Annotated in this window: 21 protein-coding genes; 12 read left to right on the top strand and 9 right to left on the bottom strand. The window is 67.3% G+C overall.

The features are described from left to right. The gene (gene iscX, locus Tharo_RS10510; protein WP_107221142.1) at nucleotides 1-195 is read left to right on the top strand and encodes a Fe-S cluster assembly protein IscX; all 195 of its coding nucleotides are present in this window, start codon (nucleotides 1-3) and stop codon (nucleotides 193-195) included. A gap of 31 nt (nucleotides 196-226) precedes the next feature. Here the strand turns inward: iscX and prmB are convergent, their stop codons facing one another. The 6 genes from prmB to Tharo_RS17565 all read right to left on the bottom strand — a co-directional run bounded on the left by prmB (nucleotide 227) and on the right by Tharo_RS17565 (nucleotide 5,917). Then, nucleotides 227-1,171 carry a 50S ribosomal protein L3 N(5)-glutamine methyltransferase gene (gene prmB / locus Tharo_RS10505; RefSeq protein ID WP_107221141.1) on the bottom strand — a complete coding sequence of 315 codons (945 nt, stop codon included), beginning with the start codon at nucleotides 1,169-1,171 and terminating at the stop codon, nucleotides 227-229. Between the two features lie 110 nt (nucleotides 1,172-1,281). Then, complete coding sequence (dapE, locus tag Tharo_RS10500; RefSeq protein WP_107221140.1) at nucleotides 1,282-2,430, bottom strand: succinyl-diaminopimelate desuccinylase; 1,149 nt, start codon at nucleotides 2,428-2,430, stop codon at nucleotides 1,282-1,284. A 62-nt stretch (nucleotides 2,431-2,492) separates the two neighbouring features. Further along, entirely contained in the window at nucleotides 2,493-3,671 is a 1,179-nt protein-coding gene (locus Tharo_RS10495; RefSeq protein ID WP_107221139.1) for a PilT/PilU family type 4a pilus ATPase, read from the bottom strand. Nucleotides 3,672-3,711: 40 nt separating this feature from the next. Beyond that, nucleotides 3,712-4,533: a 2,3,4,5-tetrahydropyridine-2,6-dicarboxylate N-succinyltransferase gene (gene dapD, locus Tharo_RS10490; protein ID WP_107221138.1), complete on the bottom strand. Its 822-nt coding sequence runs from the start codon at nucleotides 4,531-4,533 to the stop codon at nucleotides 3,712-3,714. A 20-nt stretch (nucleotides 4,534-4,553) separates the two neighbouring features. Further along, complete coding sequence (dapC, locus tag Tharo_RS10485; RefSeq protein ID WP_107221137.1) at nucleotides 4,554-5,747, bottom strand: succinyldiaminopimelate transaminase; 1,194 nt, start codon at nucleotides 5,745-5,747, stop codon at nucleotides 4,554-4,556. Beyond that, nucleotides 5,744-5,917 carry a hypothetical protein gene (locus Tharo_RS17565; RefSeq protein WP_159051679.1) on the bottom strand — a complete coding sequence of 58 codons (174 nt, stop codon included), beginning with the start codon at nucleotides 5,915-5,917 and terminating at the stop codon, nucleotides 5,744-5,746. The genes dapC and Tharo_RS17565 overlap by 4 nt, the downstream gene beginning before the upstream one ends. Nucleotides 5,918-6,155: 238 nt before the next feature. Between Tharo_RS17565 and smc the strand changes: the two genes are divergently transcribed. The 4 genes from smc (at nucleotide 6,156) to galU (ending at nucleotide 13,937) form a co-directional block, all read left to right on the top strand. Beyond that, entirely contained in the window at nucleotides 6,156-9,710 is a 3,555-nt protein-coding gene (gene smc / locus Tharo_RS10480; RefSeq protein WP_245881062.1) for a chromosome segregation protein SMC, read from the top strand. A 34-nt stretch (nucleotides 9,711-9,744) separates the two neighbouring features. Continuing rightward, nucleotides 9,745-10,830, top strand: a complete 1,086-nt coding sequence (locus Tharo_RS10475; RefSeq protein WP_107221135.1) for a cell division protein ZipA — start codon at nucleotides 9,745-9,747, stop codon at nucleotides 10,828-10,830. Nucleotides 10,831-10,843: 13 nt separating this feature from the next. Next, the gene (gene ligA, locus Tharo_RS10470; protein ID WP_107221134.1) at nucleotides 10,844-12,958 is read left to right on the top strand and encodes an NAD-dependent DNA ligase LigA; all 2,115 of its coding nucleotides are present in this window, start codon (nucleotides 10,844-10,846) and stop codon (nucleotides 12,956-12,958) included. Between the two features lie 76 nt (nucleotides 12,959-13,034). Then, nucleotides 13,035-13,937 (top strand): UTP--glucose-1-phosphate uridylyltransferase GalU, encoded by a 903-nt coding sequence (gene galU, locus Tharo_RS10465; RefSeq protein WP_107221133.1) that lies wholly within the window; start codon nucleotides 13,035-13,037, stop codon nucleotides 13,935-13,937. A 155-nt stretch (nucleotides 13,938-14,092) separates the two neighbouring features. On the opposite strand, the gene typA is transcribed toward galU, so the two are convergent. Further along, complete coding sequence (gene typA, locus Tharo_RS10460; RefSeq protein ID WP_107221132.1) at nucleotides 14,093-15,910, bottom strand: translational GTPase TypA; 1,818 nt, start codon at nucleotides 15,908-15,910, stop codon at nucleotides 14,093-14,095. A 131-nt stretch (nucleotides 15,911-16,041) separates the two neighbouring features. On the opposite strand from typA, the gene Tharo_RS10455 reads away from it, so the two are divergent. Next, the gene (locus Tharo_RS10455) at nucleotides 16,042-16,779 is read left to right on the top strand and encodes an S-methyl-5'-thioinosine phosphorylase (protein ID WP_107221131.1); all 738 of its coding nucleotides are present in this window, start codon (nucleotides 16,042-16,044) and stop codon (nucleotides 16,777-16,779) included. A gap of 103 nt (nucleotides 16,780-16,882) precedes the next feature. On the opposite strand, the gene Tharo_RS10450 is transcribed toward Tharo_RS10455, so the two are convergent. Next, the gene (locus tag Tharo_RS10450; RefSeq protein ID WP_107221130.1) at nucleotides 16,883-19,459 is read right to left on the bottom strand and encodes a [protein-PII] uridylyltransferase; all 2,577 of its coding nucleotides are present in this window, start codon (nucleotides 19,457-19,459) and stop codon (nucleotides 16,883-16,885) included. 29 nt (nucleotides 19,460-19,488) lie between these two features. Beyond that, the gene (gene map / locus Tharo_RS10445; RefSeq protein ID WP_107221129.1) at nucleotides 19,489-20,310 is read right to left on the bottom strand and encodes a type I methionyl aminopeptidase; all 822 of its coding nucleotides are present in this window, start codon (nucleotides 20,308-20,310) and stop codon (nucleotides 19,489-19,491) included. Between the two features lie 323 nt (nucleotides 20,311-20,633). Between map and rpsB the strand changes: the two genes are divergently transcribed. The 6 genes from rpsB to Tharo_RS10415 all read left to right on the top strand — a co-directional run bounded on the left by rpsB (nucleotide 20,634) and on the right by Tharo_RS10415 (nucleotide 25,326). Then, entirely contained in the window at nucleotides 20,634-21,389 is a 756-nt protein-coding gene (rpsB, locus tag Tharo_RS10440) for a 30S ribosomal protein S2 (protein ID WP_107221128.1), read from the top strand. A 91-nt stretch (nucleotides 21,390-21,480) separates the two neighbouring features. Continuing rightward, complete coding sequence (gene tsf / locus Tharo_RS10435) at nucleotides 21,481-22,377, top strand: translation elongation factor Ts (RefSeq protein ID WP_107221127.1); 897 nt, start codon at nucleotides 21,481-21,483, stop codon at nucleotides 22,375-22,377. A gap of 10 nt (nucleotides 22,378-22,387) precedes the next feature. Next, nucleotides 22,388-23,101 (top strand): UMP kinase, encoded by a 714-nt coding sequence (gene pyrH, locus Tharo_RS10430; protein ID WP_107221126.1) that lies wholly within the window; start codon nucleotides 22,388-22,390, stop codon nucleotides 23,099-23,101. 18 nt (nucleotides 23,102-23,119) lie between these two features. After that, nucleotides 23,120-23,677 (top strand): ribosome recycling factor, encoded by a 558-nt coding sequence (gene frr, locus Tharo_RS10425; protein WP_107221125.1) that lies wholly within the window; start codon nucleotides 23,120-23,122, stop codon nucleotides 23,675-23,677. Nucleotides 23,678-23,726: 49 nt separating this feature from the next. Then, nucleotides 23,727-24,512 carry a polyprenyl diphosphate synthase gene (uppS, locus tag Tharo_RS10420; RefSeq protein WP_107221124.1) on the top strand — a complete coding sequence of 262 codons (786 nt, stop codon included), beginning with the start codon at nucleotides 23,727-23,729 and terminating at the stop codon, nucleotides 24,510-24,512. Continuing rightward, the gene (locus tag Tharo_RS10415; RefSeq protein WP_107221123.1) at nucleotides 24,505-25,326 is read left to right on the top strand and encodes a phosphatidate cytidylyltransferase; all 822 of its coding nucleotides are present in this window, start codon (nucleotides 24,505-24,507) and stop codon (nucleotides 25,324-25,326) included. Before uppS ends, Tharo_RS10415 begins: the two co-directional genes overlap by 8 nt. The last annotated feature ends 30 nt before the right edge of the window (nucleotides 25,327-25,356 follow it).

Here is a 25,356-nt window from a genome sequence, read left to right as displayed (position 1 = left end):
ATGAAGTGGACCGACGTTCAGGAAATTGCCATCGAGCTCGCGGACGCCTATCCGGATGCGGACCCGGCGAAAGTCAATTTCGTCGATCTGATGAACTGGGTGATGGCGCTGCCGGAGTTCGACGACGACCCCAAGCGCTGCGGCGAGCGCATCCTCGAGGGAATCCAGCAGGCCTGGATCGACGAGGTCGCCTGAGCCGGACCCGCCCCCTTCCGGGGGCCAGGTTTCAGTCCGCGCCGGGCAGCTCTTCCCTTTTCAGCACGAACACCATGTCGTCGCCGCCACGCGACGAAAGCCAGGTGAACGGAAGCTCCGGGAACGCCGCTTCGACAAGGTCCCGGTTGTGCCCCACCTCGACCGCGAGTACGCCGCGCGGGTTCAGGTGCTGCGCGGCGTGCGCGATCAATTCGCGCACGACGTCGAGCCCATCCTCACCGGAGGCCAGCGCCATGCGCGGCTCGTGCAGGTATTCGGGAGGGAGGGCGTCCATCGCCTCGGCCGTCACGTAGGGCGGGTTGCTCAGGATCAAGTCGAAGCGACGGCCCCGCAGCGCCGAGAAGACGTCGCTGTGGACCAGTTCGATGCGCTCTTCCAGGCCATAGTCGGCGACGTTCTGTCGCGCCACGTCCAGCGCATCCTCGGACAGGTCGGCGGCGGTGATTTCGGCATGGGGAAAAGCGTGCGCCATCAGCACAGCGAGGCAGCCGGAACCGGTGCACAGATCGAGCGCGCTGCCGACCCTCTCCGGGTCTTCCACCCAAGGACTCAGGCCGTCTTCGAGCAGCTCGGCGAAAAACGAGCGCGGCACGATCACACGCTCGTCGACGGTGAAGCGGAAGTCGCCGAGCCAGGCTTCCCCCAGGATGTAAGCGGTCGGCCTGCGCGCATCGGCGCGCTGCTCGATGGCCTCGAGCAGCCCGATCCGCTCTTCGCCGGGAATGCAGGCGTCGAGGAAGGGCTCCAGGCGGTCGAGCGGCAGCGCCAGGCTGCCGAGGATCAGCCAGACCGCCTCGTCGTAGGTGTCGCCGACGCCGTGGCCGCAGAAAATGCCGGCGCGGTTGAAGCGCGTTACCGCGTAGCGCAGCCAGTCGCGTACGGTGACGAGCTCGGCGAGCGGGCCGTGCTCGTGCTCGTGTTCCAGTTCGTCGTCGGTGTGGTCGTGTTCGGTCATGTGTGCTCTCTGCAGAGAAGTTCAGTCGTGCCGCAGCTGCGGCCGTGGTTGCGAACAAGCGCCCCGGCGGCGGCAAGCCCGGCCATCGGGTCGCCGTGCCGGAAAAGACTTCATGTGCCGTGGCCCAGCAGTGCCTGCAGGGTGCGTTCATACACCACCGACAAGGGCTCGACGGCGTCGATGGCGATGCATTCATCGACCTTGTGGATCGATGCATTGACCGGGCCGAACTCCACTACTTCGGCGCAGATGTCGGCGATGAAGCGGCCGTCGGAAGTGCCGCCCGAAGTCGATAGTTCGGTGTCCACCCCCAGGGTGTCGCGGATCGCCGCCGATAGGGCCCCGACCAGCCGGCCGCGGCCGGTGATGAACGGCTTGCCCGACAGGTGCCAGTCGATCTCGTATTCCAGGCCATGGCGGTCGAGCACTGCGCAGGTGCGGCGCTGGAGTTCGTCGGCGCTCGAGACCGAGGCGAAGCGGAAGTTGAACATCACTTCGCACACGCCCGGAATCACGTTGTTGGCGCCGGTGCCGGCGTGGATGTTGGACACCTGCCAGGTGGTCGGCGGGAAGAACTCGTTGCCGTCGTCCCAGCGCATCGCCGCCAGTTCGGCCAGTGCTGGGGCGAAGGCGTGGATCGGGTTGCGCGCGAGCTGCGGGTAGGCCACATGGCCTTGCTGACCCTTGACCCGCAGCGTGCCCGATAGCGAGCCGCGGCGACCGTTCTTGATCATGTCGCCGAGCGTATTCACCGAAGTGGGCTCGCCGACGATGCAGTAGTCGAGGCGTTCGCCGCGCGCGGCCAGGGCTTCGACGACCTTGACCGTGCCGTCGGTGGCGATCCCTTCCTCGTCCGAAGTCAGCAGCAGGGCGATGCTGCCGCGGTGCTCGGGGCAGGCGGCGACGAAGCGCTCGATCGCGGTGACAAAAGCGGCCAAGGAGCTCTTCATGTCGGCCGCACCGCGCCCGTACAGCATGCCGTCGATCAGGGTCGGGGTGAAGGGCGGGCTACGCCAGGCATCGGCCGGGCCCGGCGGGACGACATCGGTGTGGCCGGCGAAGCACAGCACCGGTGCGGCTTGGCCGCGGCGGGCCCACAGGTTGGAGACGCCGCCGCGGTCGAGGCGTTCGCAGGCGAATCCGAGGGCCTGCAGGCGTTCGGCGATCAGGGCGAGGCAACCGGCGTCGTCCGGAGTGACCGAAGGGCGGGAGATCAGCTCGCAGGCCAGAGCGAGCGTCGGAGTGGGAGTGTCGGGCATGGGGTCGGAGCGAGGGAAGTGGGGGAATGACGCGGCGACAGGCGCACGGTGCGCTGTCGCTCTCAGTGTTTGTCCATGTCGAGGACGAACTCCTGGAAGGAGGCGCCGTCGGCGTTGGTCGACTCGAACTCGGTGAGCAAGCCGGAGCGGCCTGCGGGTGGCGGCGGCAGATCGGGGGCAGCCTGCTCGGTGTTGCTGATCAGCCAGTTCAGGTTGCTCGGCGAATCGGCGTTGGCGAGCGCTTCTTCGAGGGTGATGACCTGCTCGGCATAGAGCCGGTGGAGCGCCTGCTCGAAGGTTTGCGAGCCGGGCGCCAGCGACTGCTCCATCGCTTCCTTGATGTCGTTGAGCGCACCGCGCTCGATCAGCTCGGCGGTGTGGCGGGTGTTCATCAGCATCTCGACCGCCGGCACGCGCTGGCCGTCGGGTCTGCGCACCAGGCGCTGGGAAACGATGCAGCGCAGCGCCACTGCGAGATCGAGGTAGAGCAGCTGGCGGTTTTCCAGGGGGAAGAAGTTCACCATCCGGGTCAGCGCATGGTAGGCGTTGTTCGCATGCAAGGTCGCCAGGCACAGGTGGCCGGTCTGTGAATACGAAATCGCCGCCTGCATGGTCTCGCGGTCGCGGATCTCGCCGATCAGGATGCAGTCGGGAGCCTGGCGCATCGCATTGCGCAGGGCTTCGCTCCAGCTCAGGGTATCGATTCCGACTTCGCGCTGGTTGACCACCGACTTGCGGTGGGTGAACAGGTACTCGATCGGATCTTCCACAGTCAGGATGTGGCCGCTGCGGTTGCGGTTGCGATGGTCGAGCATCGACGCCAGCGTGGTCGACTTGCCCGAACCGGTGGCACCGACCACCAGCACCAGGCCGCGCTTTTCCATCACCACTTCGGTCAGCACCGGCGGCAGGCCGAGGCTGTGGATGCTGGGGATGTCGCTCTGGATGTAGCGCACCACGACGGCCGGGGAGCTGCGCTGCCAGAACACATTGACGCGGAAATTGCCGAATTCGCGCCGGCCGAACGACAGGTTCAGTTCGCGCTCGCGCTCGAAGGTGGCCAGCTGGGCCTCGCTCAACGCTTCGCCGAGCATGCGCCGGATCATCTGCGGATCCATCACCTGCTTGTTGATCGGCAGGGTGTGCCCCTGGATCTTGATGTGGATCGGGGCGCCGGCGGTGATGAAGATGTCCGACGCCTTCTTCTCGGACATCAGCTGGAACAGGCTGTCGAAGATCATGCCGGGCAGGCTCGGGCGGGAAGCGTTGGCGGACGAAGGCTCAGGCGCCGCGCAGCAGTTCGTTGATGCCGGTCTTGGCGCGGGTTTGGGCGTCGACCTTCTTGACGATCACGGCGCAGTACAGGCTGTACTTGCCGTCGGCCGAAGGCAGGCTGCCGGGCACCACCACCGCGCCGGCGGGCACGCGGCCGTAGCTGATCTCGCCGGTCTCGCGGTCGTAGATCTTGGTGCTCTGGCCAATGTAGACGCCCATCGACAGCACCGCGTTTTCCTCGATGATCACCCCTTCGACCACTTCCGAGCGCGCACCGACGAAGACGTTGTCCTCGATGATGACGGGGCCGGCCTGCACCGGTTCGAGCACGCCGCCGATGCCCACGCCGCCCGACAGGTGGACGTTCTTGCCGATCTGCGCGCACGAGCCGACCGTGGCCCAGGTGTCGACCATCGTGCCTTCATCGACATAGGCGCCGATGTTCACGTAGGACGGCATCAGTACCACGTTCCTGCCGATGAAGCTGCCCTTGCGCGCCACCGCCGGCGGCACCACGCGAAAACCGCCGCTGCGGAACTGGTCGGAGGTGTAGTCGCCGAACTTGGTGTCGACCTTGTCGTAGTAATTGAGTCCGCCGGCGTTGACCACTTCGTTGTCGCGCAGGCGGAAGGAAATCAGCACCGCCTTCTTGATCCACTGGTTCACCACCCACTGGCCGTCCTTCTTCTCGGCCACGCGCAGGGTGCCGGCGTCGAGGCCGGCGATGACTTCTTCGACCGCGCGACGGGTCTCGGCCGGGGCCGAGGCCGGCGACAGGCTGGCGCGGTTTTCGAAGGCGTCGTCGATGAGGTTTTGTAAAGCGTGCATGGGGGAAGTCTCTCTCTTGTTCAAAGGTTCTTGCAGAAATCGATGATGCGCTCGGCGGCTTCGACGCACTCATGGGGGTCGGCGACCAGGGCGATGCGCACGAAGCCCGCGCCGGGGTTCACACCATGGGCTTCGCGGGCGAGGAAGCTGCCCGGCAGGACCGTCACATTATATTCAGCCTGCAGACGGCGGGCGAACTCGGTGTCCGGCAGCGGCGTGCGTACCCAGTAGTAGAAGCCGGCGTCGGGCAGCGAAACCGGCAGGTACGGCGCGAGCATCGGCGTGATGCGGGCGAACTTGTCGCGGTACAGGAGGCGGTTTTCGACGACGTGCTGTTCGTCGTTCCACGCCACGATCGAGGCGGCCTGCACCGCCGGGCCGAGGGCACAGCCGTGGTAGGTGCGGTAGAGCAGGAAGTCCTTCAGGATCCGCGCGTCGCCGGCGACGAAGCCCGAGCGCATGCCGGGCACGTTCGAGCGTTTGGACAGGCTGGAGAACATCACCACGTTGCGAAAGTCGGTGCGTCCCAGCCGCCACGCCGCCTCCAGGCCGCCGATCGGCTTGGCGTCGTCGTCGAAGTAGATCTCCGAGTAGCACTCGTCGGCGGCGATCACGAAGCCGTGGCGATCGGACAGCTCGAACAGCGTCTTCCATTCCTCGAGCTTCAGCAGGCGGCCGGTGGGGTTGCCGGGCGAGCACACATAGACGAGCTGGATGTCGCGCCAGGTCGCGTCGTCGATGGCGGAGAAATCCGAGCCGAAATCGTTTTCCGGCAAGTTGTTGATGAACACCGGCTCGGCGTTGGCGAGCAAGGCGGCGCCTTCGTAGATCTGGTAGAAGGGGTTCGGGCACAGCACCTTGGCATTCGGCCGGGTGCCGTCGACCACGCACTGGGCGAAGGCGAAGAGGGCTTCGCGGGTGCCGCTGACCGGGATCACCTGGGCCACCGGGTCGATCTTCGGCAGGCCGTAGCGGCGCTCGAGCCAGTGCGCGATGGCGCCGCGCAGCGCATCGCTGCCGGCGGTGGCGGGGTAGCTCGACAGGCCGCCGAGGTTGTCGGCCAGGGTCTGGCGGATGAAGCCGGGGGTCGGGTGCTGCGGCTCGCCGATCGACAGGCGGATCGGCTTCAGGTCGGCAGGCGCCTCGATGCCGGCGAACAGCGTGCGCAGCTTCTCGAACGGATAGGTCTGCAGACGGGCGAGGTTCGGATTCATGGCTGTCCTGCCTCCTCCACGGGGACCGGGAAACCGTCGCTAGCGCCTCTGGCGGTGATCGCCGCCTTGTGCCACGCGGGCATCCCTGCGGCTCCTTCCTGCGGGCGGATCGCGACGGCCTGCTGTTGCCGCACTGTGATCCGCGCCATGATTTCGACATCGGTCGGCATGGTTTTCCCTTGTCCTGCGTTGTTGGCGTTGCGTGGCACGGAATTATCGCATCTCCCCGCGAGCTGCAGTATGTTTCATGTCGCGCGAGAGGGCGCGCGGCAAGGTCGATACTTCGTTGCAATTCACCGCCGGGCGCAGGCGTTGGCCGCAGGGGAGGGTGCTATCATGCGCGCCGTGCCTGCCGTGGCGACGGTGTCGCTGGCGCGCTTTCGGATTCCCTCACCGGCCTTCCCCTTCGTGCGTCTTTCCAAGCTCAAACTTGCCGGCTTCAAGACCTTCGTCGATCCGACCACGGTGCTTACTCCCGGCAACCTGGTCGGCGTGGTCGGGCCGAACGGCTGTGGCAAGTCGAACATCATCGACGCGGTGCGCTGGGTGCTGGGCGAGACGCGGGCATCGGCCTTGCGCGGCGAGTCGATGCAGGACGTGATCTTCAACGGTTCGACCGCGCGCAAGCCGGTGTCGCGCGCGAGCGTCGAGCTGGTGTTCGACAACGGCGAAGGGAAGGCCGCCGGACAGTGGTCGCGCTATGCGGAAATCGCGGTCAAGCGCGTGCTCGACCGCTCCGGCGAATCGACCTATTACATCAACAACCTGCACGTCCGGCGCAAGGACGTGATCGACCTTTTCCTCGGCACCGGCCTGGGGCCGCGGGCTTACGCGATCATCGAGCAGGGGATGATCGCGCGCATCATCGAAGCCCGCCCGGAAGAAATCCGCGGCTTTCTCGAAGAGGCCGCGGGCGTGACCAAGTACCGCGAACGGCGCAAGGAAACCGAAGGGCGCTTGCGCGACGCACGCGACAATCTCGCCCGCGTCGACGATATCCGCATGGAACTGGGCGAGCGCATCGTCCATCTCGAGGCGCAGGCCGAAGTCGCCGCGCGCTACCAGGCGCTGACTGCCGCCCATCTGCAGAAGCAGCAGCTGCTGTGGCTGCTCAAGCGTGACGAGGCGCGTGCCGAACACCGGCGCCTGGCCCAGGCACTGACCGAGGCCGGCCAGCGCGTCGAAGCCGACAGCGCCCGCCTGCAGACGCTCGAGGCGGCGGTGGAGGCCGCTCGCGGCGCGCACTTCGAAGCCTCCGAAGCGGTTCATCACGCCCACGGCGAACTCCTCGCAAGCAGTGCCGAAGTCACCCGGCTCGAAGCCGAATTGCGGCACCGGGCGGAAGCGCGCGCACGCCTCGAAGCCCGTCTCGTCCAGCTCGAAACCGAACACGACCACTGGCAGGCGCGCAGCGCAAGCCTCGGTGCCGAGCGCGAGCGCTGGGAGGCGCTCGCCGAACATGCCGCACTGCGCGCCGAACAGGCCGGAGCCCGCCATGACGAGATCGCCGGGCGCGTTCCCGAGCTCGAGGCCGCCCGCCAGGCCGCCGACACCACCGTGGCCGCAGTGCGGCGCGAACTGGCACAGACCGAGCAGCAGCTGAAAGTGGAGGAGGCCCACTGCGCCAATGCCGCGCGTGCGCTTGATGTCCTGCAGCAACGCCGTGGCCGCCTCGAAGTGGAGCAGGGGAGCATCGCCGGCCCCGATCCGGAGCGGATCGCCGAGTGCGAAGCCCGCCTCGAAGCCATGCAGGAGGCGCTCGAAGCCGCGCAGCACGAGCTTGCCGCGGTCCAGCTGCGCCTGCCCGCTGCCCAGGCGGGGCTCGAAGCCGCGCTCGAGCACGAGCGCAGGGTGCAGCGCCGGCTGACCGAGCTGCGCGCGCGCCACGACGCGCTGGCCCAGCTGCAGGCCCGCGTGCAGTCGCAGGGCAAGCTCGGCGACTGGCTCGAACGCCACGGCCTCGACACCCTGGCGCCGCTGTGGACGCAGCTGCAGGTGGAAGCCGGCTGGGACGGCGCCGTCCATGCCGCGCTGCGCGAGCGCCTTTCCGCCCTGGTCGTGGACGATGCGTCGGCCGCCGGAGCTGCGGCGCGGGCGGTGCTCGACGAAGCTCCGCCGGAATCGCTGGCGATCGGCTTCGCCCGTGCAGCAGGGTGCACTCCGGCGAGCGCCGGCGGCGAAGCCGCGCACGGCACGCTGCCGCGCGCGCTGGCGACGCTGGTGCGCGTCGCCGATCCCGCCCTGCGCGCGCTGGTCGATGATTTCCTCGCCGGCATCCATGCCGTCGACCCGCTGGAAAACTGGCTTCCCCGCCGCGCGGAGCTGCCGCCCGGGGTCAGCCTGGTCGGTCCGCGCGGACAGATCCTGAGCCGCGATGCGCTGGTCCATCACGTCCCCGACAGCCGTACCCATGGCGTCCTCGAGCGCCAGCGCGAAATCGACGCCCTCGCCCTCGAGCAGCAGGCGCTCGAGGCGGACGCGCACACCGCCGCCGACGCCCTGCGCGCGGCCGAGTCGGCCGCCGCAGCGTTGCACGCGCGCGCCAACGGCTTGCGGCGCGACATCCAGGAAGCGCAGACCCGGCTTCATGCGGAGCAGGTCGAAGCGCTCAAGCTCGCCCAGGCGCGCAGCCGCGCCGAAGAGCGCCGCGACCAGCTCGCCCGCGATCTCGAAGACGTGGTTCGCCTGGAAGCGGGCGAGCGCGGCCACTTCGCCCGTGCCGAACTCGAGCAGGCGCGCTCGGCCGAGCTCGCCGACGTGCAGCGCGCCCGCCTGGATGCCGCCGCCGACGTGCTGCGCGAGCGCGAACACGCGCTGCGCGAAGCGCGTGCGCTGGAGCAGGGCGCCGCGCGTGAACTGCAGGAGGCGGAATTTTCCGCGCGTGAATGTCGCGGCAAGCTCGAAGACCTCGCCCGCAACCGCCTCCTTGCCGGCGAGCAGCTGGCGCGTATCGCCGCCGAGCGCACCACCGCCGGTGCCGAGCTGGCTGCGGTCGACGACAGCCGCAGCGCCGACGCATTGCAACATGCACTCGCCCTGCGGGGGCAGCGTGAAAGCGCGCTCGCCACCAGCCGCGACGCGCTCGAGGAGGCCGCCGCGGCACTCAGGCAAGGCGAGGAGGCACGCCTGCGCACCGAGCACGAGGCCGCTCCGGTCCGCGCCCGGGTCGCGGAGCTGCGCCTCGCGGTGCAGGCCGCCGCGCTGGCGGAGGGCCAGTGCGACGAGCGCCTGCAGGAAGCGCAGGCCGACGAAGCCGCCCTCGCGCCACTGCTCGCCGACGCGCCGAAGGAAGCCGCGCTGCAGCGCGAAGTGGCCCGCCTGGGGCGCGAAATCGCCGAGATCGGGGCGGTGAACCTCGCCGCGCTCGACGAATTGAACAGCGCGGCCGAACGCAAGGGCTATCTCGATGCCCAGACCGCGGATCTGCTGCAGGCCATCGACACGCTGGAGGACGCGATCCGACGTATCGACCGCGAGACCCGCGAGCAGCTGCAGCAGACCTACAATACGGTCGATCGCCAGTTCGGCACCCTGTTTCCGCAGCTGTTCGGCGGCGGTCGCGCAGCGTTGGTGCTGACCGGCGAGGAGATTCTCGATGCCGGCATCCAGATCGTGGCCCAGCCGCCGGGCAAGAAGAACACCTCGATCCACCTGCTCTCGGGCGGCGAGAAGGCGCTGACCGCGATTGCGCTGGTCTTTGCGATGTTCCAGCTCAATCCGGCGCCGTTCTGCATGCTTGACGAGGTGGATGCTCCGCTGGACGATACCAACACCGAGCGCTACGCCGCCATGGTCAAGCGCATGTCATCGCAGACCCAGTTCATCTTCATCAGCCACAGCAAGATCACGATGGAATTCGCGCAGCAGCTCGTCGGTGTGACGATGCAGGAGCAAGGTGTGTCGCGCGTCGTCGAAGTCGATATCGAAGAGGCGCTGCGTCTGGCCGAACCGGCCGCAGCCTGAGGAATGTAAGGTAATTCTGGAATATGGAATACGAATGGATAGCGAACTTCAGATCGCTTTGATCGGCGCCGGCATCGCCGTCGTAGTGCTGATCGTGGCTTACAACAAGTGGCAGGAACGCAAGCACCGGCGCGAGGCCGAGCGCGCCTTCAGGTCCGAGCATCGCGACGTGCTGCTCGAGCCGCAAGTCGGCGGCAGCACCACGGCCGAGCGCCGCGAGCCCGGCCTGGCGGACGAGGACGGTCCGCGCCGCTTCAACGAGGCCCCGCTCAAGCGCAGCGCCCCCTCGCTGCCCGATCTGCTCGATGCACGTGCCGACTGCGTGATCCACCTGGAAGTCATCGAACCGCTCGAAATGCAGCGGCTGTGGCAGCTGCAGTCGGAGTATCTGGCCGGGCTGGGCAAACCGGTGCGCTGGTTCGGGTTCGACGACACCCAGAACCAGTGGCATGCGCTGGGGCCGGAGCGCACGGGCGCTTGCCACTGGTTCTGTGCCGGGCTGCAGCTGGTCGATCGCCAGGGCTCGATCGGAGAGGCCGATTTCATGCGCTTCACCGGCGGCGTGCAGCGCGTCGCCGACGCCGTGATGGCGCTGCCGCCGGGCTTGCCGCTGCGCGCCGAAACCCTGCGCAACGCCGCCGAACTGGATCGCTTCTGCGCCGATGTCGACGTGCAGATCGGAGTCAACGTGGTCGCCCGCGAGCGCCAGTTCGAAGGCGCAGAAGTGCAGCGGCTCGCCGAGCAGCTCGGCCTCGGGCTGGCCGGCGATGGCAGCTTCCATGCCGTCGATGATGGCGGCGCGACCCTGTTCACCTTGAGCAACCTCGAACCCGAGCTGTTCGTCGAAGGCGGCATGGCACGGCTGGTGACCCGCGGCCTCACGCTCGTCATCGACGTGCCGCATGTCGCCGACGGGGTCGCGGCCTTCGACCGCCTGATGCGTACCGCCTCCGACCTCGCCGAGCGCCTCGAAGGCAGCGTCGTCGACGACAACCGTACCCCGTTCGGGACGGATGCCGCGGCGCTGATCCGGGCCCAGGTCGAGCAGTTCCAGCAGCGCATGGACGGGCGCGGCATTTCGGCTGGCGGCCGGTTGGCGCAGCGGCTGTTCTCGGCGTGACGATCCTGGCGTGATGGATTCATTTGCGAACGGTGGCGCGCAGCCGGGCGACGAGCGCTCGGTCCCGCCCGCCAAGAACGACCCGAACACCGCCGCCCAGCGGGCAGCCGAACTGCGTGCGCAAATCGCGCGCCACGACCACGCTTACTACGTGCTCGACGCGCCGACCATTCCGGACGCCGAATACGACCGCCTGTTTCGCGAACTGCAGGCGCTCGAGGCCGCCGATCCGGCGCTGTGCACGGCGGACTCGCCGACCCGGCGCGTGGGTGGCCAGCCGCTTGCCCAGTTCGCTCCGGTGCGCCACCGGCTGCCGATGCTGTCGATCCGCACCGAAACCGACACCGAGGCGAGCGGGGCCTGGGCGTTCGATGCGCGCACGCGCCGCGAGCTCGGCCTGGGGGAGGGCGATCCCGAAGTCGAATACGCGGCCGAGCTCAAGTTCGACGGCCTGGCGATCAACCTGCGCTACGAGCACGGCGTGCTGGTCCAGGCCGCCACCCGCGGTGACGGCGAAACCGGCGAGGATGTGACCGCCAACGTCCGGACGGTGAAAGCGATTCCCTTGCGCCTGCGCGGCGAGGCGCCGCCGGTGCTCGAGATCCGCGGCGAAATCTACCTGCGCAGGGACGACTTCGAAGCCCTCAACCGCCGCCAGGCCGAAGCCGGCGACAAGGTCTTCGTCAATCCGCGCAATGCCGCCGCCGGCAGCATCCGTCAGCTCGATCCCGCCGTCGCCGCGCGCCGCCCCTTGTCGTTCTTCGCCTACGGCCTCGGCGAGACTGCGGGGTGGACGCTGCCGCCGACCCATGCCGGAGTGCTCGACGCCGTCGCCGCCTTCGGTCTGCCGGTGTGTGCGTACCGCGAGGTGGTGCGCGGCGGCGCCGGGCTGGCCGGATTCCATGCCCGCATCGGTGCGCTGCGCGAGACGCTGCTGTTCGACATCGACGGCGTGGTGTACAAGGTCAATGCGCTTGCGCTGCAGCAGCGCCTCGGCTTCCTGACCCGCGAACCGCGCTGGGCGGTCGCGCACAAATATCCGGCGCAGGAGGCGGTGACCTTGCTGCGCGACATCGAGGTGCAGGTCGGGCGCACCGGGGCGCTGACTCCGGTGGCGCGGCTCGAGCCGGTGTTCGTCGGCGGAGTCACGGTCACCAACGCCACCCTGCACAATCAGGACGAGATCGACCGCAAGGACGTGCGCATCGGCGACTGGGTGATCGTGCGCCGCGCCGGCGACGTCATTCCGGAAGTCGTCGCGCCGGTACTCGAGCGCCGGACGCACGAGCTGGCGCGCTTCGTGCTGCTGGAAAAATTCCCCACCTGCCCGGTGTGCGGCTCGCATGTCGTGCGCGGCGAGGACGAGGCTGCGGCCCGCTGCAGCGGCGGCCTGTTCTGCTCGGCGCAGCGCAAGCAGGCGCTGCTGCATTTTGCCGGCCGGCGGGCGATGGATATCGAGGGTCTGGGCGACAAACTGGTCGATCAGCTGGTCGATGCAGCCATCGTCAAGACGCCGGTGGATCTGTACCGGCTGGACGTGCCTGCGCTCGCCGCGCTCGAGCGCATGGGCGAAAAATCGGCGCAGAACCTGCTGGCCGCGATCGAGACGAGTCGCAGCACGACGCTGGCACGCTTCGTTTTCGCGCTCGGCATCCGCAACGTGGGCGAGGCCACCGCGCGCGACCTGGCGCGCCACTTCGGCAAGCTGGATGCGCTGATCGCCGCTGGCGTCGATGCGCTGCAACAGGTGCCGGACGTGGGGCCGATCGTGGCGAAGTCGATCGCCGAATTTTTTGCCGAGCCGCACAATCGCGAAGTCATCGAGCAGCTGCGCGCCGCCGGCGTGCAATGGCAGGAGGGTGAGCCGGCGACGGCGGTGGCCGGGGCCTTCGCGGGCAAGACTTTCGTCCTCACCGGGACCCTGCCGACGCTCAGCCGCGACGAAGCCAAGGCGCTGATCGAGGCGCGGGGCGGCAAGGTCGCCGGCTCGGTATCGAAGAAGACCCACTACGTGGTGGCCGGTGCCGAAGCCGGTTCGAAGCTGGACAAGGCGCAGGCGCTCGGCCTTGCCATCCTCGACGAGGACGGGCTGCGCGTGCTGCTGAAGGAAACGGATACGAACGGCTGATGCGGCCGGGGGCGGATTGGCGCAGAATCGTGCCCGCTGCAATGCAGCAATCTTTCACTCTGGGAGAACAATGAAAATGAAGAAGGTCACCAAGGCGGTGTTCCCGGTTGCCGGCATGGGCACGCGCTTTCTGCCGGCGACCAAGGCCAGCCCGAAGGAAATGCTGCCGATCGTCGACAAGCCGCTGATCCAGTACGCGGTCGAGGAAGCCGTGGCGGCCGGGATCACCGACATGATCTTCATCACCGGTCGAACCAAGCGTTCGATCGAGGATCACTTCGACAAAGCCTACGAGCTGGAAACCGAGCTCGAAGCGCGCGGCAAGAAGGAACTCCTCGAGATCGTGCGCAAGACCGTGCCGAAGGGCGTCAACTGCATCTACATCCGCCAGTCGGAAGCGCTCGGCCTGGGCCATGCGGTGATGTGCGCGAGCCACGTGGTCAGTGACGAGGCCTTCGCCGTGATCCTCGCCGACGACCTCCTCGACAACAAGGACGGCAAGCCGGTGCTGAAGCAGATGGTCGATGTCTACAACTACCACCGCTGCTCGGTGCTCGGCACCATGAACGTGCCGCGCGAGGAGACCCGCAGCTACGGCATCGTCAGCACCGAGACCGACAAGGGTCAGGTCCAGCGCATGACCGGCATTGTCGAAAAGCCTAAGCCCGAAGAAGCTCCCACCACCCAGGCCGTGGTCGGGCGCTACATCCTGACGCCGCGCATCTTCGACCACATCCGCGCACTGAAGCCGGGCGCCGGCGGCGAATACCAGCTCACCGACGGGATCGCCTCGCTGCTGAAGGAGGAGGCGGTGCTGGCCTACCAGTTCGACGGCGTGCGCTACGACTGCGGCTCCAAATTAGGCTACCTGAAGGCGACGATCGAATTCGGCCTGCGCCACCCGGAAACCGGAGCCGAATTCGCGCAGTATCTCAGCGGCCGTTTCGGTGGGGAAGTGGCCAGCGCCAAGAAGAAATAAGCATTCGCCGGCGCTGGCGCCCGACGATTCGGGCGCTCCGCTACCGCCGGATCGGCGGCCAGCACGATGTCGCTGGCCGGCACGCAAGGACAGAGGCCCCGGCGGGATGATCCCGGCGGGGCCTCTTCGCCTTCCGGCGCAGGGCGAGGAGCTGATCAGCCCTCGGCGGCCTTGGCCGCGCGCTTGCGCTCGTTTTCCTTCAGGTGGCGCTTGCGCAGGCGGATGTTCTTCGGGGTGATCTCGACCAGCTCGTCATCGGCGATGAATTCGATCGCGGACTCCAGCGTCAGCGCGATCGGCGGGATCAGGCGCACGGCCTCGTCGGTGCCGGAGGCGCGCACGTTGGTGAGCTGCTTGCCCTTGATCGGGTTCACGACGAGGTCGTTGTCGCGCGAATGGACGCCGATGATCATGCCTTCGTAGAGGGCTTCGCCCGGACTCACGAACATGCGGCCGCGGTCCTGCAGGTTCCACAGGGCGTAGGCCACGGCGTCGCCGTCGTTCTGCGAGATCAGCACGCCGTTGCGGCGCTCGGCCATTGCCCCGGCCATCGGGCCGTAGTCGTCGAAGACGTGGCTGGCCAGCCCGGTGCCGCGGGTCATGGTGAGGAACTCGCCCTGGAAGCCGATCAGGCCGCGGGCCGGAATGCGGTATTCGAGACGCACGCGGCCCTTGCCGTCGGGCTGCATGTCCTGCAGTTCGCCGCGACGGCGGCCGAGTTCTTCCATGACGCCGCCCTGGTGGTCTTCCTCGACATCGACGGTCAGCAGTTCATAGGGCTCGCATCTGGCGCCGTCGATTTCCTTGTAGACGACGCGCGGGCGGCCGACCGCCAGCTCGTAGCCTTCGCGGCGCATGTTCTCGAGCAGGATGGTCAGGTGCAGCTCACCACGGCCCGCGACCTCGAACACGTCCGAGTCGCCGGTGTAGGTCACGCGCAGGGCGACGTTCTTGAGCAGTTCCTTTTCCAGGCGCTCGCGGATCTGGCGGCTGGTGACGTACTTGCCTTCGCGACCGGCCAGCGGCGAAGTATTGACCATGAAGTTCATCGTCAGCGTCGGCTCGTCGACGGCGATCGGCTTCATGCCCTCGAGGCACTCGGGGTCGCACAGGGTGACGCCGATGTTGACCTGCTGGATGCCCGCGATCAGCACGATGTCGCCGGCCTCGGCCAATTCAGACGGTTTGCGTTCCAGGCCTTCGAAGGTGAGGATCTGGCTGACCTTGCCCTTGCCACGGTTTTCTTCGCCGTACATGACGACGACTTCCTGGTTCGGACGCACGCGGCCACGCTTGATGCGGCCGATGCCGAGCTGGCCCATGTAGGTCGAGTAGTCGAGCGAGCACACCTGGATCTGCAGCGGACCGTCGGCATCGACTTCCGGCGCCGGGACATGCTCGAGGATGGCCTCGAACAGCGGGCGCATGTCGGTGCGCTCGTCGTTCTCGTTGATCACCGCGAAGCCGTTCAGGCCGGAGGCGTAGATCACCGGGAAGTCGAGCTGCTCCTCGGTGGCGCCGAGCTTGTCGAAGAGATCGAAGGTGTGGTTGATGACCCAGTCCGGGCGTGCGCCGGGGCGGTCGATCTTGTTGATGACGACGATCGGCTTGAGGCCCAGCGCCAGCGCCTTGCGGGTGACGAAGCGGGTCTGCGGCATCGGGCCTTCGACCGCGTCGACGAGCAGCAGCACGCTGTCGACCATCGACAGCACGCGCTCGACCTCGCCGCCGAAGTCGGCGTGGCCCGGGGTGTCGACGATGTTGATGTGGGTGTCGCCGTACTGGATCGCGCAGTTTTTCGACAGGATGGTGATGCCGCGTTCTTTCTCGATGTCCCCCGAGTCCATGACCCGTTCGGCGACCTGCTGGTTTTCACGGAAGGTGCCGGATTGGCGCAGCAGCTGGTCGACGAGGGTGGTCTTGCCGTGGTCGACGTGGGCGATGATGGCGATGTTGCGGATGGCGCGGGACATGGAGGCGGGAAGTCTTTGAAAGGGCGAGGATTCTACCATGGGCTGCGGCGCTGCAACATGAATTCTCGGCGAGCTGGGCGGAAACGGGCCCGTGATAGAATCCGCCGCCCCGTTTCATGGAGTTTCGCTCAATGCTCGCAATCATCGGCGGCAGCGGCCTGACGCAGCTTTCGAATATGGAAAACGTGCGCCGTGAAGTGGCGCGCACACCCTTCGGCGAGCCTTCCGCTGCACTGACGTTCGGCAGAATGTGCGAGGCGCCGGTGGTCTTTCTCGCCCGCCACGGCCATGGCCACACCATCCCCCCGCACCGGGTCAATTACCGCGCCAATATCTGGGCGCTGAAGCAGGCCAAGGTCGAGGGCATCGTCTCGGTGGCCTCGGTGGGCAGCATCCGCGCCGACTGGCCGCCGGGCACGCTGGTGGTGCCGAACCAGATCATCGATTACACCTGGGGGCGCGAGAGTACCTTTTTCGACGGCATCGACACTCCGGTGCGGCACATCGATTTCACCCGCCCCTATGACGAAGTCTTGCGCCAGCGGCTGCTGCGCGCGGCAACGGCGGCGGGCGACAGCGCCTTCGACGGTGGTGTCTATGCCGCGGCCCAGGGGCCGCGCCTGGAAACGGCGGCGGAAATCGACCGCTTCGAGCGCGACGGCGCTGAACTGGTGGGCATGACGGCGATGCCCGAAGCGGTGCTCGCGCGCGAACTCGAGCTTCCCTATGCGGCGATCAACGTGGTGGTGAATTATGCCGCGGGGCGCTCGTCGAGCGAGCACGGCATCCATTTCGACGACATCGAAGTGGTGCTGCAGGAGTCCATGGTGCGCGTGCGCGCCGTGCTCGAATGTCTTTGCCGGGTCTGAGGATCGACTCGAAACGTCTGGCCCGGTGCGTCCCCGGTGCGTCTTTCCGGCCTGCTTTACGCCGCGATCGGCCGGCTGGCGAGCAAGGGCCACTGAGTTCGGCTCAAACCTGCAGGCGCTCGAGCAGCTCGCGCTCGATCTTCAGGACCTGGGCATCCTGCGCCAGCGCCTGGCCGGTGAGCAGGAACGCGTCCTCCACGCGCTCGCCCAGGGTGGCGATCTTCGCCGTGTGCAGGCGGATGCCGTGGGCGGCGAGGACCGAGGCGACATCGAACAGCAGCCCCGGCCGATCCGCCGCGGTCAGCGACAGCACGTAGTGGCGGCCGGCCTCGTCGGGGCGGATGCTGACTTCGGGGGTGATCGGAAAATGCCGGACCTGGCGCGACATCCGTCCGCGCGCGGGGCGCTCGGGCGCGCCCGGGGACTGCAGGCGGGTGCTCAGCTCGTGTTCGATGAGGGTGACGATGTTGCGGTACGAGGCCGCATGCCCGGGGTCCTGCAGCATGAAGCTGTCGAGGGCGAAGCCGTGGCGGGTGGTGTGCACCTTGGCGTCGAGAATGGTGAAGCCCATGCGTCCGAAGAGGCCGGTCAGGTGTACGAACAGATCCTTCTGGTCGCGGGTGAACACCATCACCTGGACGCCGTCCTCGCCTTCGGCGACGCGCGCCTTCACCACCGGCTGTTCGGAGCAGGGGCGGTGGTAGAGCACCCGGGTATGCCAGGCGATCTCCTCGGCGGAGTGACGCATGAAATACACCGGGTCGAGCTGCGCCCATAGCGCCTCCTCGATGCCCGGGCGCAAACCGTAATAGCGCAACAGCTTGCGGGCGTCCTCGAGGCGGTCGTCGAGGCCGAGTGCTTCCTGTGGCGTGGCGCCGCGCAGCAGGCGGCGGGTAGCGAAGAACAGGTCTTCGAGCAGCTTGCCCTTCCAGCCATTCCACACTTTCGGGCTGGTGCCGCGGACATCGGCATGGGTGAGCAGGTAGAGCGCGACCAGGCGGCGCTCGTCGCCGACGACGGCAGCGAAGCGCTCGATGATTTCGGGGTCGGAGGTGTCTTCCTTTTGCGCGACGTGCGACATCGTCAGGTGGTGCTCGACCAGCCAGACGACCAGCGCGCTGTCTTCGTCGGGCAGGGCGTGCTGGGTGCAGAACTCGCGTGCGTCGGCCATCCCCAGCCTGGAATGGTCGCCGCCACGGCCCTTGGCGATGTCGTGGAAGAGGGCGGCGAGGTAAAGCAGCCAGTAGCGCTCGAAGCCCATCATCAGCCGCGTCATCAGCGGGTATTCGTGCGCATGTTCGCCCATCGTGAAGCGGCGCAGGTTGCGCAGCACCATCAGGATGTGCTGATCCACGGTGTAGACGTGGAAGAGGTCGTGCTGCATCTGGCCGACGATCCGGCGCCAGGCCGGAATGTAGCGCGACAGGATGCCGTATTCGTTCATCCGCCGGAAGGCGTGGAGGATGCCGCGCTTTTGCTGGAGGATCTGCAAAAACAGGGCGCGGTGCTCGGGGCGGGCGCGAAAAGCCGCGTTGACCCGGTTCCGGTTGATCCATAGGGCGCGCAGCGTGCGCGCGCTCATACCCTTGAGCTCGGAGCGTTGCTCGAGCAGCAGGAAGGATTCGAGGATGGCCGCCGGCTCGCGCTCGAACAGGTCTTCCTCGCGCAGGTCGAGCAGTTCGCGCACGACCTGGAAACGGGCATTGACGACGATCGCCGCGCCGCGGTCGGGAAAGATCACGCTGCCGTAGTTCTGCAGCAGCACGGTATTGAGCTGCATGACGATCTTGGCGGTGACGTAGTAGCGCTGCATCAGCACTTCGGAGGCGCGGCGGGTGGCGGTGGCTTCGATGCCCAGGATCGCGGCGAGTTTTTCCTGGTGATCGAAGAGCAGGCGGTCTTCGGCCCGCCCCGCGAGGTAGTGCAGGCGGATGCGCAGGTGCTGGAGGAAACGCTCGACCTTGCGCAGTTCGCCGGCCTCGCCCCCGGTGATCAGGCGCCGGCGCGCGAGGTCGCGCCAGTTGCGGCCGAGGCCGGCGGCACGCGCGATCCAGCCGAGCATCTGCAGGTCGCGCAGTCCCCCCGGGCTTTCCTTGCAGTTGGGTTCGAGCGCGTACGGCGTTTCGTTGAAGCGGGCGTAGCGCTGTTCCTGTTCGAGCCGTTTGGCCTTGAAGAAGGCGCGCACATCGAGGGCTTCGCGATAGCGCTCGCAGAGTTCGCCGAACAGCGCCGCGCTGCCCGCGAGCAGCCGCGCCTCGAGCAGGTTCGTCTGCACGGTGATGTCGTCGGCCGCGATCACCAGGCATTCGTCTACCGTGCGCACCGCGTGGCCGATTTCGAGGCCCATGTCCCACAGCGCGCCGACCAGCGCGGCGAGGCGCACTTGGAGGTCGGCGTCGGCCGATGCCGGCAGCAGGATCAGCAGATCGACATCGGAAGCGGGAAACAGCTCGCCCCGGCCGTAGCCGCCGACCGCGACCACGGCGGCGGGCGGGGGCATGGCGCAGGCCGCCCACAGGGTCGAGATCGCCTCATCGACGAGCTGCGCCCGTCCCCTGAGTACGGTGGCGGTCTGCGGCCTGGCCTCGTAGCGGGCGCGCAGGGCGGCCATGCCCGCGGCGAGCCGGCGGCGCGCCGCGGCCACGGTCGGCTGCAGCGCAGCGGTCAGTGCGTCGTACATCGAGGCCGGCGTCCCGCGCGAAGCCCACGTCAGCCGAAGCGGGCCGCGACCAGGGCGGGCGGCGGCGGGCAGTGGGCGGACAAGGTGAGCACTTCGACTCCGGTTTCGGCGACCAGGACGGTATGTTCCCACTGTGCCGACAGGCTGCGGTCCTTGGTGACGATGGTCCAGCCGTCGGGCAACTCGGAGATCGCCGCCTTGCCGGCATTGATCATCGGCTCGATGGTGAAGATCATGCCCGGCTTCAGTTCCGGGCCGGTGCCGGCCTTGCCGTAGTGCAGGACCTGCGGGTCCTCGTGGAAATTGCGCCCGATGCCGTGGCCGCAGAATTCGCGCACCACCGAAAAGCCGTTGCCTTCGGCGTGTTTCTGGATCGCGGCGCCGATGTCGCCGAGGTGGCCGCCGGGCCTGACCGCGGCGATGCCCAGCCACAGGCATTCGTAGGTAATGAAGGCCAGGCGGCGGGCGATGATGCTGGCGCTACCTTCGCCGCCGACCAGGTACATCCGGCTGGTGTCGCCGTGGAAGCCGTCCTTGATCACCGTGATGTCGATGTTGACGATGTCGCCTTTCTTCAGCGCCTTTTCGCCGGGCACGCCGTGACAGACCTGGTGGTTGACCGAAGTGCAGATCGATTTCGGGTAGGGGGTGTAGCCCGGGGGGGCGTAGTCGAGCGGTGCGGGGACGGTGTGCTGGACATCGACCATGTAGTCGTGGCAGAGGCGGTCGAGTTCGGCCGTGGTCACTCCGGGGACGACGAAAGGGGCGATGTAGTCGAGCACTTCGGCGGCAAGGCGGCAGGCCGTGCGCATCCGTTCGATCTCTTCGGGGGTCTTGATGGTGATGCTCATCGTCTGTTCTTCTGGGTTGGGGCGGGAAAGGAGACAAGGCTATCGCAAGCGCCCTTCGCCGGCAAACGCCTTGCGGTGCAAGCCTTGAGCGGCTTGCCGGCGCCATGTTAATATCGCCGGCTTGTCTGCTCAGGCAGGCAAAATCCGCACGTCCGGCAGGAAAGGGTCCATCGGCGCGGGGAGGCGAGGTGCGTCGTGCACCGCATTCGCTTCGCGGTCGATGGCGTGTCGGGGGCCTGCGTCCGGTAGCGCGCAAAGCGCGCCGGACGGCATGTTCCCGCTGCCGGGCGGAGGTTCAACCCTTTTTCAGTTTGGAGTCACACATGTCTGTCACGATGCGTCAGATGCTCGAAGCGGGCGTCCATTTCGGCCACCAGACCCGTTTCTGGAACCCGCGCATGGCCCCCTACATCTTCGGTCAGCGCAACAAGATCCACATCGTCAACCTCGAAAAGACGATGGTGAAGTACAACGAAGCGATGGACTTCGTGCGCAAGCTCGCCGCCAATCGCGGCAACATCCTGTTCGTCAGCACCAAGCGCCAGGCGCGCGAGATCATCGCCGAGGAAGCCCAGCGCGCCGCCATGCCGTTTGTCGACGAGCGCTGGCTCGGCGGCATGCTGACCAACTTCAAGACGGTCAAGCAGTCGATCAAGCGCCTGAAGGAAGTCGAGGCGATGATGGAAGATGGCTCGGCCGAGCGTCTGTCCAAGCGTGAAGCGCTGACCGTACGCCGCGAACTCGAGAAGCTGCAGAAGTCGATCGGCGGCATCAAGGACATGGGCGGCCTGCCTGATGCGCTGTTCGTGATCGACGTCGGCTACCACAAGATCGCGATCACCGAAGCGCAGAAGCTGGGCATTCCGGTCGTCGCCGTGGTCGACACCAACCACTCGCCCGAAGGCGTGGATTACGTGATCCCGGGCAACGACGACTCCTCACGCGCGATCCGCCTCTACGCCCGCGGCGTGGCCGATGCCGTGCTCCAGGGCCGCAGCCAGGTGCTGCAGGAAATCGTCGATGCCGGCGGCGACGAGTTCGTCGAGGTCGAGGAAGAAGGCGCGCAGGACCAGGCCTGATCCAAATCACACGGGGCCGGCGAGGCCCCGTTTGCACTGCGGCCCGATCTTCCCCGCCGCATACCCCATACACGAATATTCAGGAGCTAGCATGGCGGAAATCACCGCAAGCATGGTCAAGGAACTGCGCGAGAAGACCGACGCGCCGATGATGGAGTGCAAAAAGGCGCTGACCGAAGCCGGCGGCGACATGGACAAGGCCGAAGAGATCCTGCGCGTCAAGCTGGGCAACAAGGCGTCCAAGGCCGCCGCCCGCGTCACCGCGGAAGGCATCGTCGGCACGTTCCTGGCGGCCGACGGCAAGCTCGCCGCGATGGTCGAGATCAACTGCGAAACCGATTTCGTCGCCAAGAACGACGACTTCATCGCTCTCGCCGCACAGCTCGCCGAGCTGGTCGCGCAGAAGAACCCGGCCGACGTCGCCGCACTGTCCGCCCTCGAGATCGGCGGTCAGAGCGTCGAGGCGATCCGCACCGCGCTGGTCGGCAAGATCGGCGAGAACATGAGCATCCGCCGCTTCGCCCGCATCGAGGCGCAGGGCCGGGTCGCCGGCTATGTCCACGCCGGTGCCAAGATCGGCGTGCTGGTCGACCTGGTCGGGAGCGACGAACAGCTCGCCAAGGACCTGGCGATGCACATCGCTGCGTCGAAGCCGAAGTCGCTCGACTCCAGCGGCGTGTCGCAGGACCTGATCGACGCCGAACGCCGCATCGCCATCGAAAAGGCGCGCGAAGCCGGCAAGCCGGACGCGATGCTCGAGAAGATCGCCGAAGGTACGGTGCAGAAGTTCCTCAAGGAAGTCACCTTGCTCGGCCAGGTCTTCGTCAAGGCCGAAGACGGCAAGCAGACGATCGAGCAGCTGCTGAAGGCCCGCAGCGCTTCGGTGGCGAGCTTCACCCTGTACATCGTCGGCGAAGGCATCGAGAAGAAAGTCACCGACTTCGCCGCCGAAGTGGCCGAGCAGGCTGCCGCCGCGGCGAAGAAGTAAGGAGAGGACCGTGTCCGCCGCCTACAAGCGCATCCTGCTCAAGCTGTCGGGCGAAGCCCTCATGGGCGACGATGCCTATGGCATCAACGAGGACGTCGTCAGCCGGATCGTCTCCGAGATTGCCGAAGTCACCCGGCTCGGCGTGCAGGTCGGTGTGGTGATCGGCGGCGGCAACATCTTCCGTGGCATGAAGGGCGCGGCTTCCGGCATGGACCGCGCCACCGCCGACTACATGGGCATGCTGGCCACGGTGATGAACGCGATGGCGCTGGCCGACGCGATGCAGCGCATGGACCTGGAGGCGCGCGTGCAGTCGGCGCTGCGCATCGACCAGGTCGTCGAGCCCTACATCCGCGGCCGCGCGATCCGTCATCTGGAGGAAGGCCGGGTGGTGATCTTCGCCGCCGGTACCGGCAACCCCTTCTTCACCACCGATACCGCCGCCGCGCTGCGCGGTTCGGAGATCGGCGCCCAGATCGTGCTCAAGGCGACCAAGGTCGATGGCGTGTATACCGCCGACCCCAAGAAGGACCCGAGCGCACAGCGTTATCATCGGATCAGCTTCGACGAGGCGATCGGCCGCAACCTGGCGGTGCTCGATTCCACCGCGTTCGCCCTGTGCCGCGACCAGAAGCTGCCGATCAACGTGTTCTCGATCTTCAAGCCCGGCGCGCTCAAGCGCGTGGTGATGGGCGAAGACGAAGGCACCCTGGTCCATTCCTGAATCCTGGAGAGTGCGCGCATGATTCCCGAGCTCAAGAAGAACACCGAACAGAAAATGCAGAAGTCGGTCGAGGCGCTGAAGACCGACCTCGCCAAAGTGCGGACCGGCCGCGCCCATACCGGCCTCCTCGACCACGTCATGGTCGAGTATTACGGCTCGATGGTGCCGGTCAATCAGGTCGCCAACATCACCCTGATCGATGCCCGCACGATCGGCGTGCAGTGCTGGGAAAAGCCGATGATGGCGAAGGTCGAGAAGGCCATCCGCGACAGCGACCTCGGCCTCAATCCGGCCAACATGGGCGAACTGCTGCGCGTGCCGATGCCGGCCCTGACCGAAGAGCGCCGCCGCGACCTGACCAAGGTCGTCCGCCACGAGGGCGAGACCGCCAAGGTCGCGATCCGCAACCTGCGCCGTGACGCCAACCAGCAGCTCAAGGACGCGGTCAGGGACAAGACGATCTCGGAAGACGACGAGCGCCGGGCCGAGGACGAAATCCAGAAGCTCACCGACAAGTACGTCGCCGAGATCGACAAGCTGCTCGCCCAGAAAGAGCAGGAGCTGATGCAGATCTGATCCGTGCGCAGCGGCACGGTTGCCGCCAGCGTCGAACAGGAGGCGGACCATGAGCGGCAAACGCTTCAAGAGCTCCACACGCGACATTCCCGAGGTGGCCTCGGTGCCGCGCCACGTCGCCGTCATCATGGACGGCAACGGGCGCTGGGCGCGCAAGCGCTTCATGCCCCGGGTGGCGGGGCATTCGCGTGGCGTCGAAGCCTTGCGCGCGGTGATCCGGCGCTGCATCGAGCGTGGCGTCGAATATCTCACCGTGTTCGCATTCAGCTCGGAAAACTGGCGCCGCCCGGCCGACGAGGTTTCGTTCCTGATGCAGCTCTTCCTCAAGTCGCTGCAGAAGGAGGTCGCCCGCCTCCATGAGAACGGCATCCGTTTCCGCGTCATCGGCGATCTGTCGCGCTTCGATCCGCAACTGGTCGGCGTGATCCGCGAAGCCGAAGCGCTGACTGCGGCCAACACCCGCTTCCATCTGAGCGTCGCGGCCAATTACGGCGGACGCTGGGACATCCTGCAGGCGATGTCGCGGCTGATGGCGCGCCATCCCGGGCGCGGTGAAGGCTTCAGCGAGGAAGAACTCGCCGGCGAGCTGTCGATGTCCTTCGCTCCCGAGCCTGACCTTTTCATCCGTACCGGCGGCGAAAAGCGCATCAGCAACTTCCTGCTGTGGCAACTCGCCTATACCGAACTGTATTTCACCGATACCTTGTGGCCTGATTTCGACGGCGCCGCCCTCGACCTGGCGATCGAGTCCTACAACGGCCGCGAGCGCCGCTTCGGGCGCACGAGCGAACAGCTGGCCGCAGCGGGCGGCGAGCCACGGGCTCCCCATGCTTAAAGAGCGGGTCGTCACCGCGATCCTGCTCCTCGGCGGCCTGCTGGGGGCGGTGTTCCTGCTGCCCGCCGCCGGCTGGGTGGTGCTGTGCGCGGCCGTCTGTGCGGCGGCCGCCTGGGAGTGGGGTGGGCTGGCACGCTTCGAGTACCCCCTGCGCATGTCCACCGCAGTCGTGTTCGGGATCGTCTGCGCCATGCTCGGCTTTCTCGCCGGGCTGGGGCGGGGCGAGCCGGCCGGCGCGGTCCTGCTGATTCCGCTGTACGGGATCAGTGCCCTGTTCTGGGCTTTCGTCGTCCCGTTCTGGCTTGCGCGCAAATGGACCTTCACCCGGCCGTTGCTCGCCTCGCTGGTCGGCTTCGTCGTGCTCATCCCGACTGCGCTCGCGCTCATGCAGCTGCGCGCGCTCGGCCCCTGGGTGCTGCTGGGGACGATGGCGGTAGTCTGGGTCGCGGACATCGCCGCCTATTTTTCCGGGCGTGCGTTCGGACGGCACAAGCTGGCACCTTCGATCAGCCCGGGCAAGACCTGGGAAGGCGCGGTCGGCGCGGTGCTCGCGGTGCTGCTGTTCGGCTTCGGCGTGCTGGTCGCGCTCGGGGCGGACCACGCCGGCGGGGCGCCTGCGATCGCGGCGGCGCTGATCGCCTGGACCGCGCTCAGCGTCGTCGGCGACCTGTTCGAGTCGCTGCTCAAGCGCCAGGCCGGTCTCAAGGACAGCGGCGCCCTGCTGCCCGGCCACGGCGGCATCCTCGATCGTATCGACAGCCTCACCTCGACCCTGCCGCTGGTGGCACTCGCCACCCTGTGGCTGGCCCGCTGACCGCCGCTCATTCTTCCGGCACAGTGCAGC

The sequence above is a fragment of the Thauera aromatica K172 genome, from assembly GCF_003030465.1.
GTDB lineage: Bacteria > Pseudomonadota > Gammaproteobacteria > Burkholderiales > Rhodocyclaceae > Thauera > Thauera aromatica.
Note: the sequence above shows the minus strand (reverse complement) of the source record. Positions and strands in the feature narration are given on the sequence as shown.

Excerpts from the sequence above, each read along its gene's own strand:
- tsf (WP_107221127.1), top strand. The coding sequence starts at position 21,481 with ATGGCGGAAATCACCGCAAGCATGGTCAAGGAACTGCGCGAGAAGACC.
- dapD (WP_107221138.1), bottom strand. The coding sequence starts at position 4,533 with ATGCACGCTTTACAAAACCTCATCGACGACGCCTTCGAAAACCGCGCC.
- Tharo_RS17565 (WP_159051679.1), bottom strand. The coding sequence starts at position 5,917 with ATGCCGACCGATGTCGAAATCATGGCGCGGATCACAGTGCGGCAACAG.
- map (WP_107221129.1), bottom strand. The coding sequence starts at position 20,310 with ATGAGCATCACCATCAAGACCCCCGAAGAGATCGAACGGATGCGCACG.
- Tharo_RS10455 (WP_107221131.1), top strand. The coding sequence starts at position 16,042 with ATGCTCGCAATCATCGGCGGCAGCGGCCTGACGCAGCTTTCGAATATG.
- iscX (WP_107221142.1), top strand. The coding sequence starts at position 1 with ATGAAGTGGACCGACGTTCAGGAAATTGCCATCGAGCTCGCGGACGCC.
- dapE (WP_107221140.1), bottom strand. The coding sequence starts at position 2,430 with ATGCCCGACACTCCCACTCCGACGCTCGCTCTGGCCTGCGAGCTGATC.
- dapC (WP_107221137.1), bottom strand. The coding sequence starts at position 5,747 with ATGAATCCGAACCTCGCCCGTCTGCAGACCTATCCGTTCGAGAAGCTG.
- typA (WP_107221132.1), bottom strand. The coding sequence starts at position 15,910 with ATGTCCCGCGCCATCCGCAACATCGCCATCATCGCCCACGTCGACCAC.
- frr (WP_107221125.1), top strand. The coding sequence starts at position 23,120 with ATGATTCCCGAGCTCAAGAAGAACACCGAACAGAAAATGCAGAAGTCG.
- Tharo_RS10495 (WP_107221139.1), bottom strand. The coding sequence starts at position 3,671 with ATGATCTTCGACAGCCTGTTCCAGCTGATGTCCGAGAAGAAGGCGTCG.
- prmB (WP_107221141.1), bottom strand. The coding sequence starts at position 1,171 with ATGACCGAACACGACCACACCGACGACGAACTGGAACACGAGCACGAG.
- Tharo_RS10475 (WP_107221135.1), top strand. The coding sequence starts at position 9,745 with ATGGATAGCGAACTTCAGATCGCTTTGATCGGCGCCGGCATCGCCGTC.
- rpsB (WP_107221128.1), top strand. The coding sequence starts at position 20,634 with ATGTCTGTCACGATGCGTCAGATGCTCGAAGCGGGCGTCCATTTCGGC.
- ligA (WP_107221134.1), top strand. The coding sequence starts at position 10,844 with ATGGATTCATTTGCGAACGGTGGCGCGCAGCCGGGCGACGAGCGCTCG.
- uppS (WP_107221124.1), top strand. The coding sequence starts at position 23,727 with ATGAGCGGCAAACGCTTCAAGAGCTCCACACGCGACATTCCCGAGGTG.
- Tharo_RS10450 (WP_107221130.1), bottom strand. The coding sequence starts at position 19,459 with ATGTACGACGCACTGACCGCTGCGCTGCAGCCGACCGTGGCCGCGGCG.
- Tharo_RS10415 (WP_107221123.1), top strand. The coding sequence starts at position 24,505 with ATGCTTAAAGAGCGGGTCGTCACCGCGATCCTGCTCCTCGGCGGCCTG.
- galU (WP_107221133.1), top strand. The coding sequence starts at position 13,035 with ATGAAGAAGGTCACCAAGGCGGTGTTCCCGGTTGCCGGCATGGGCACG.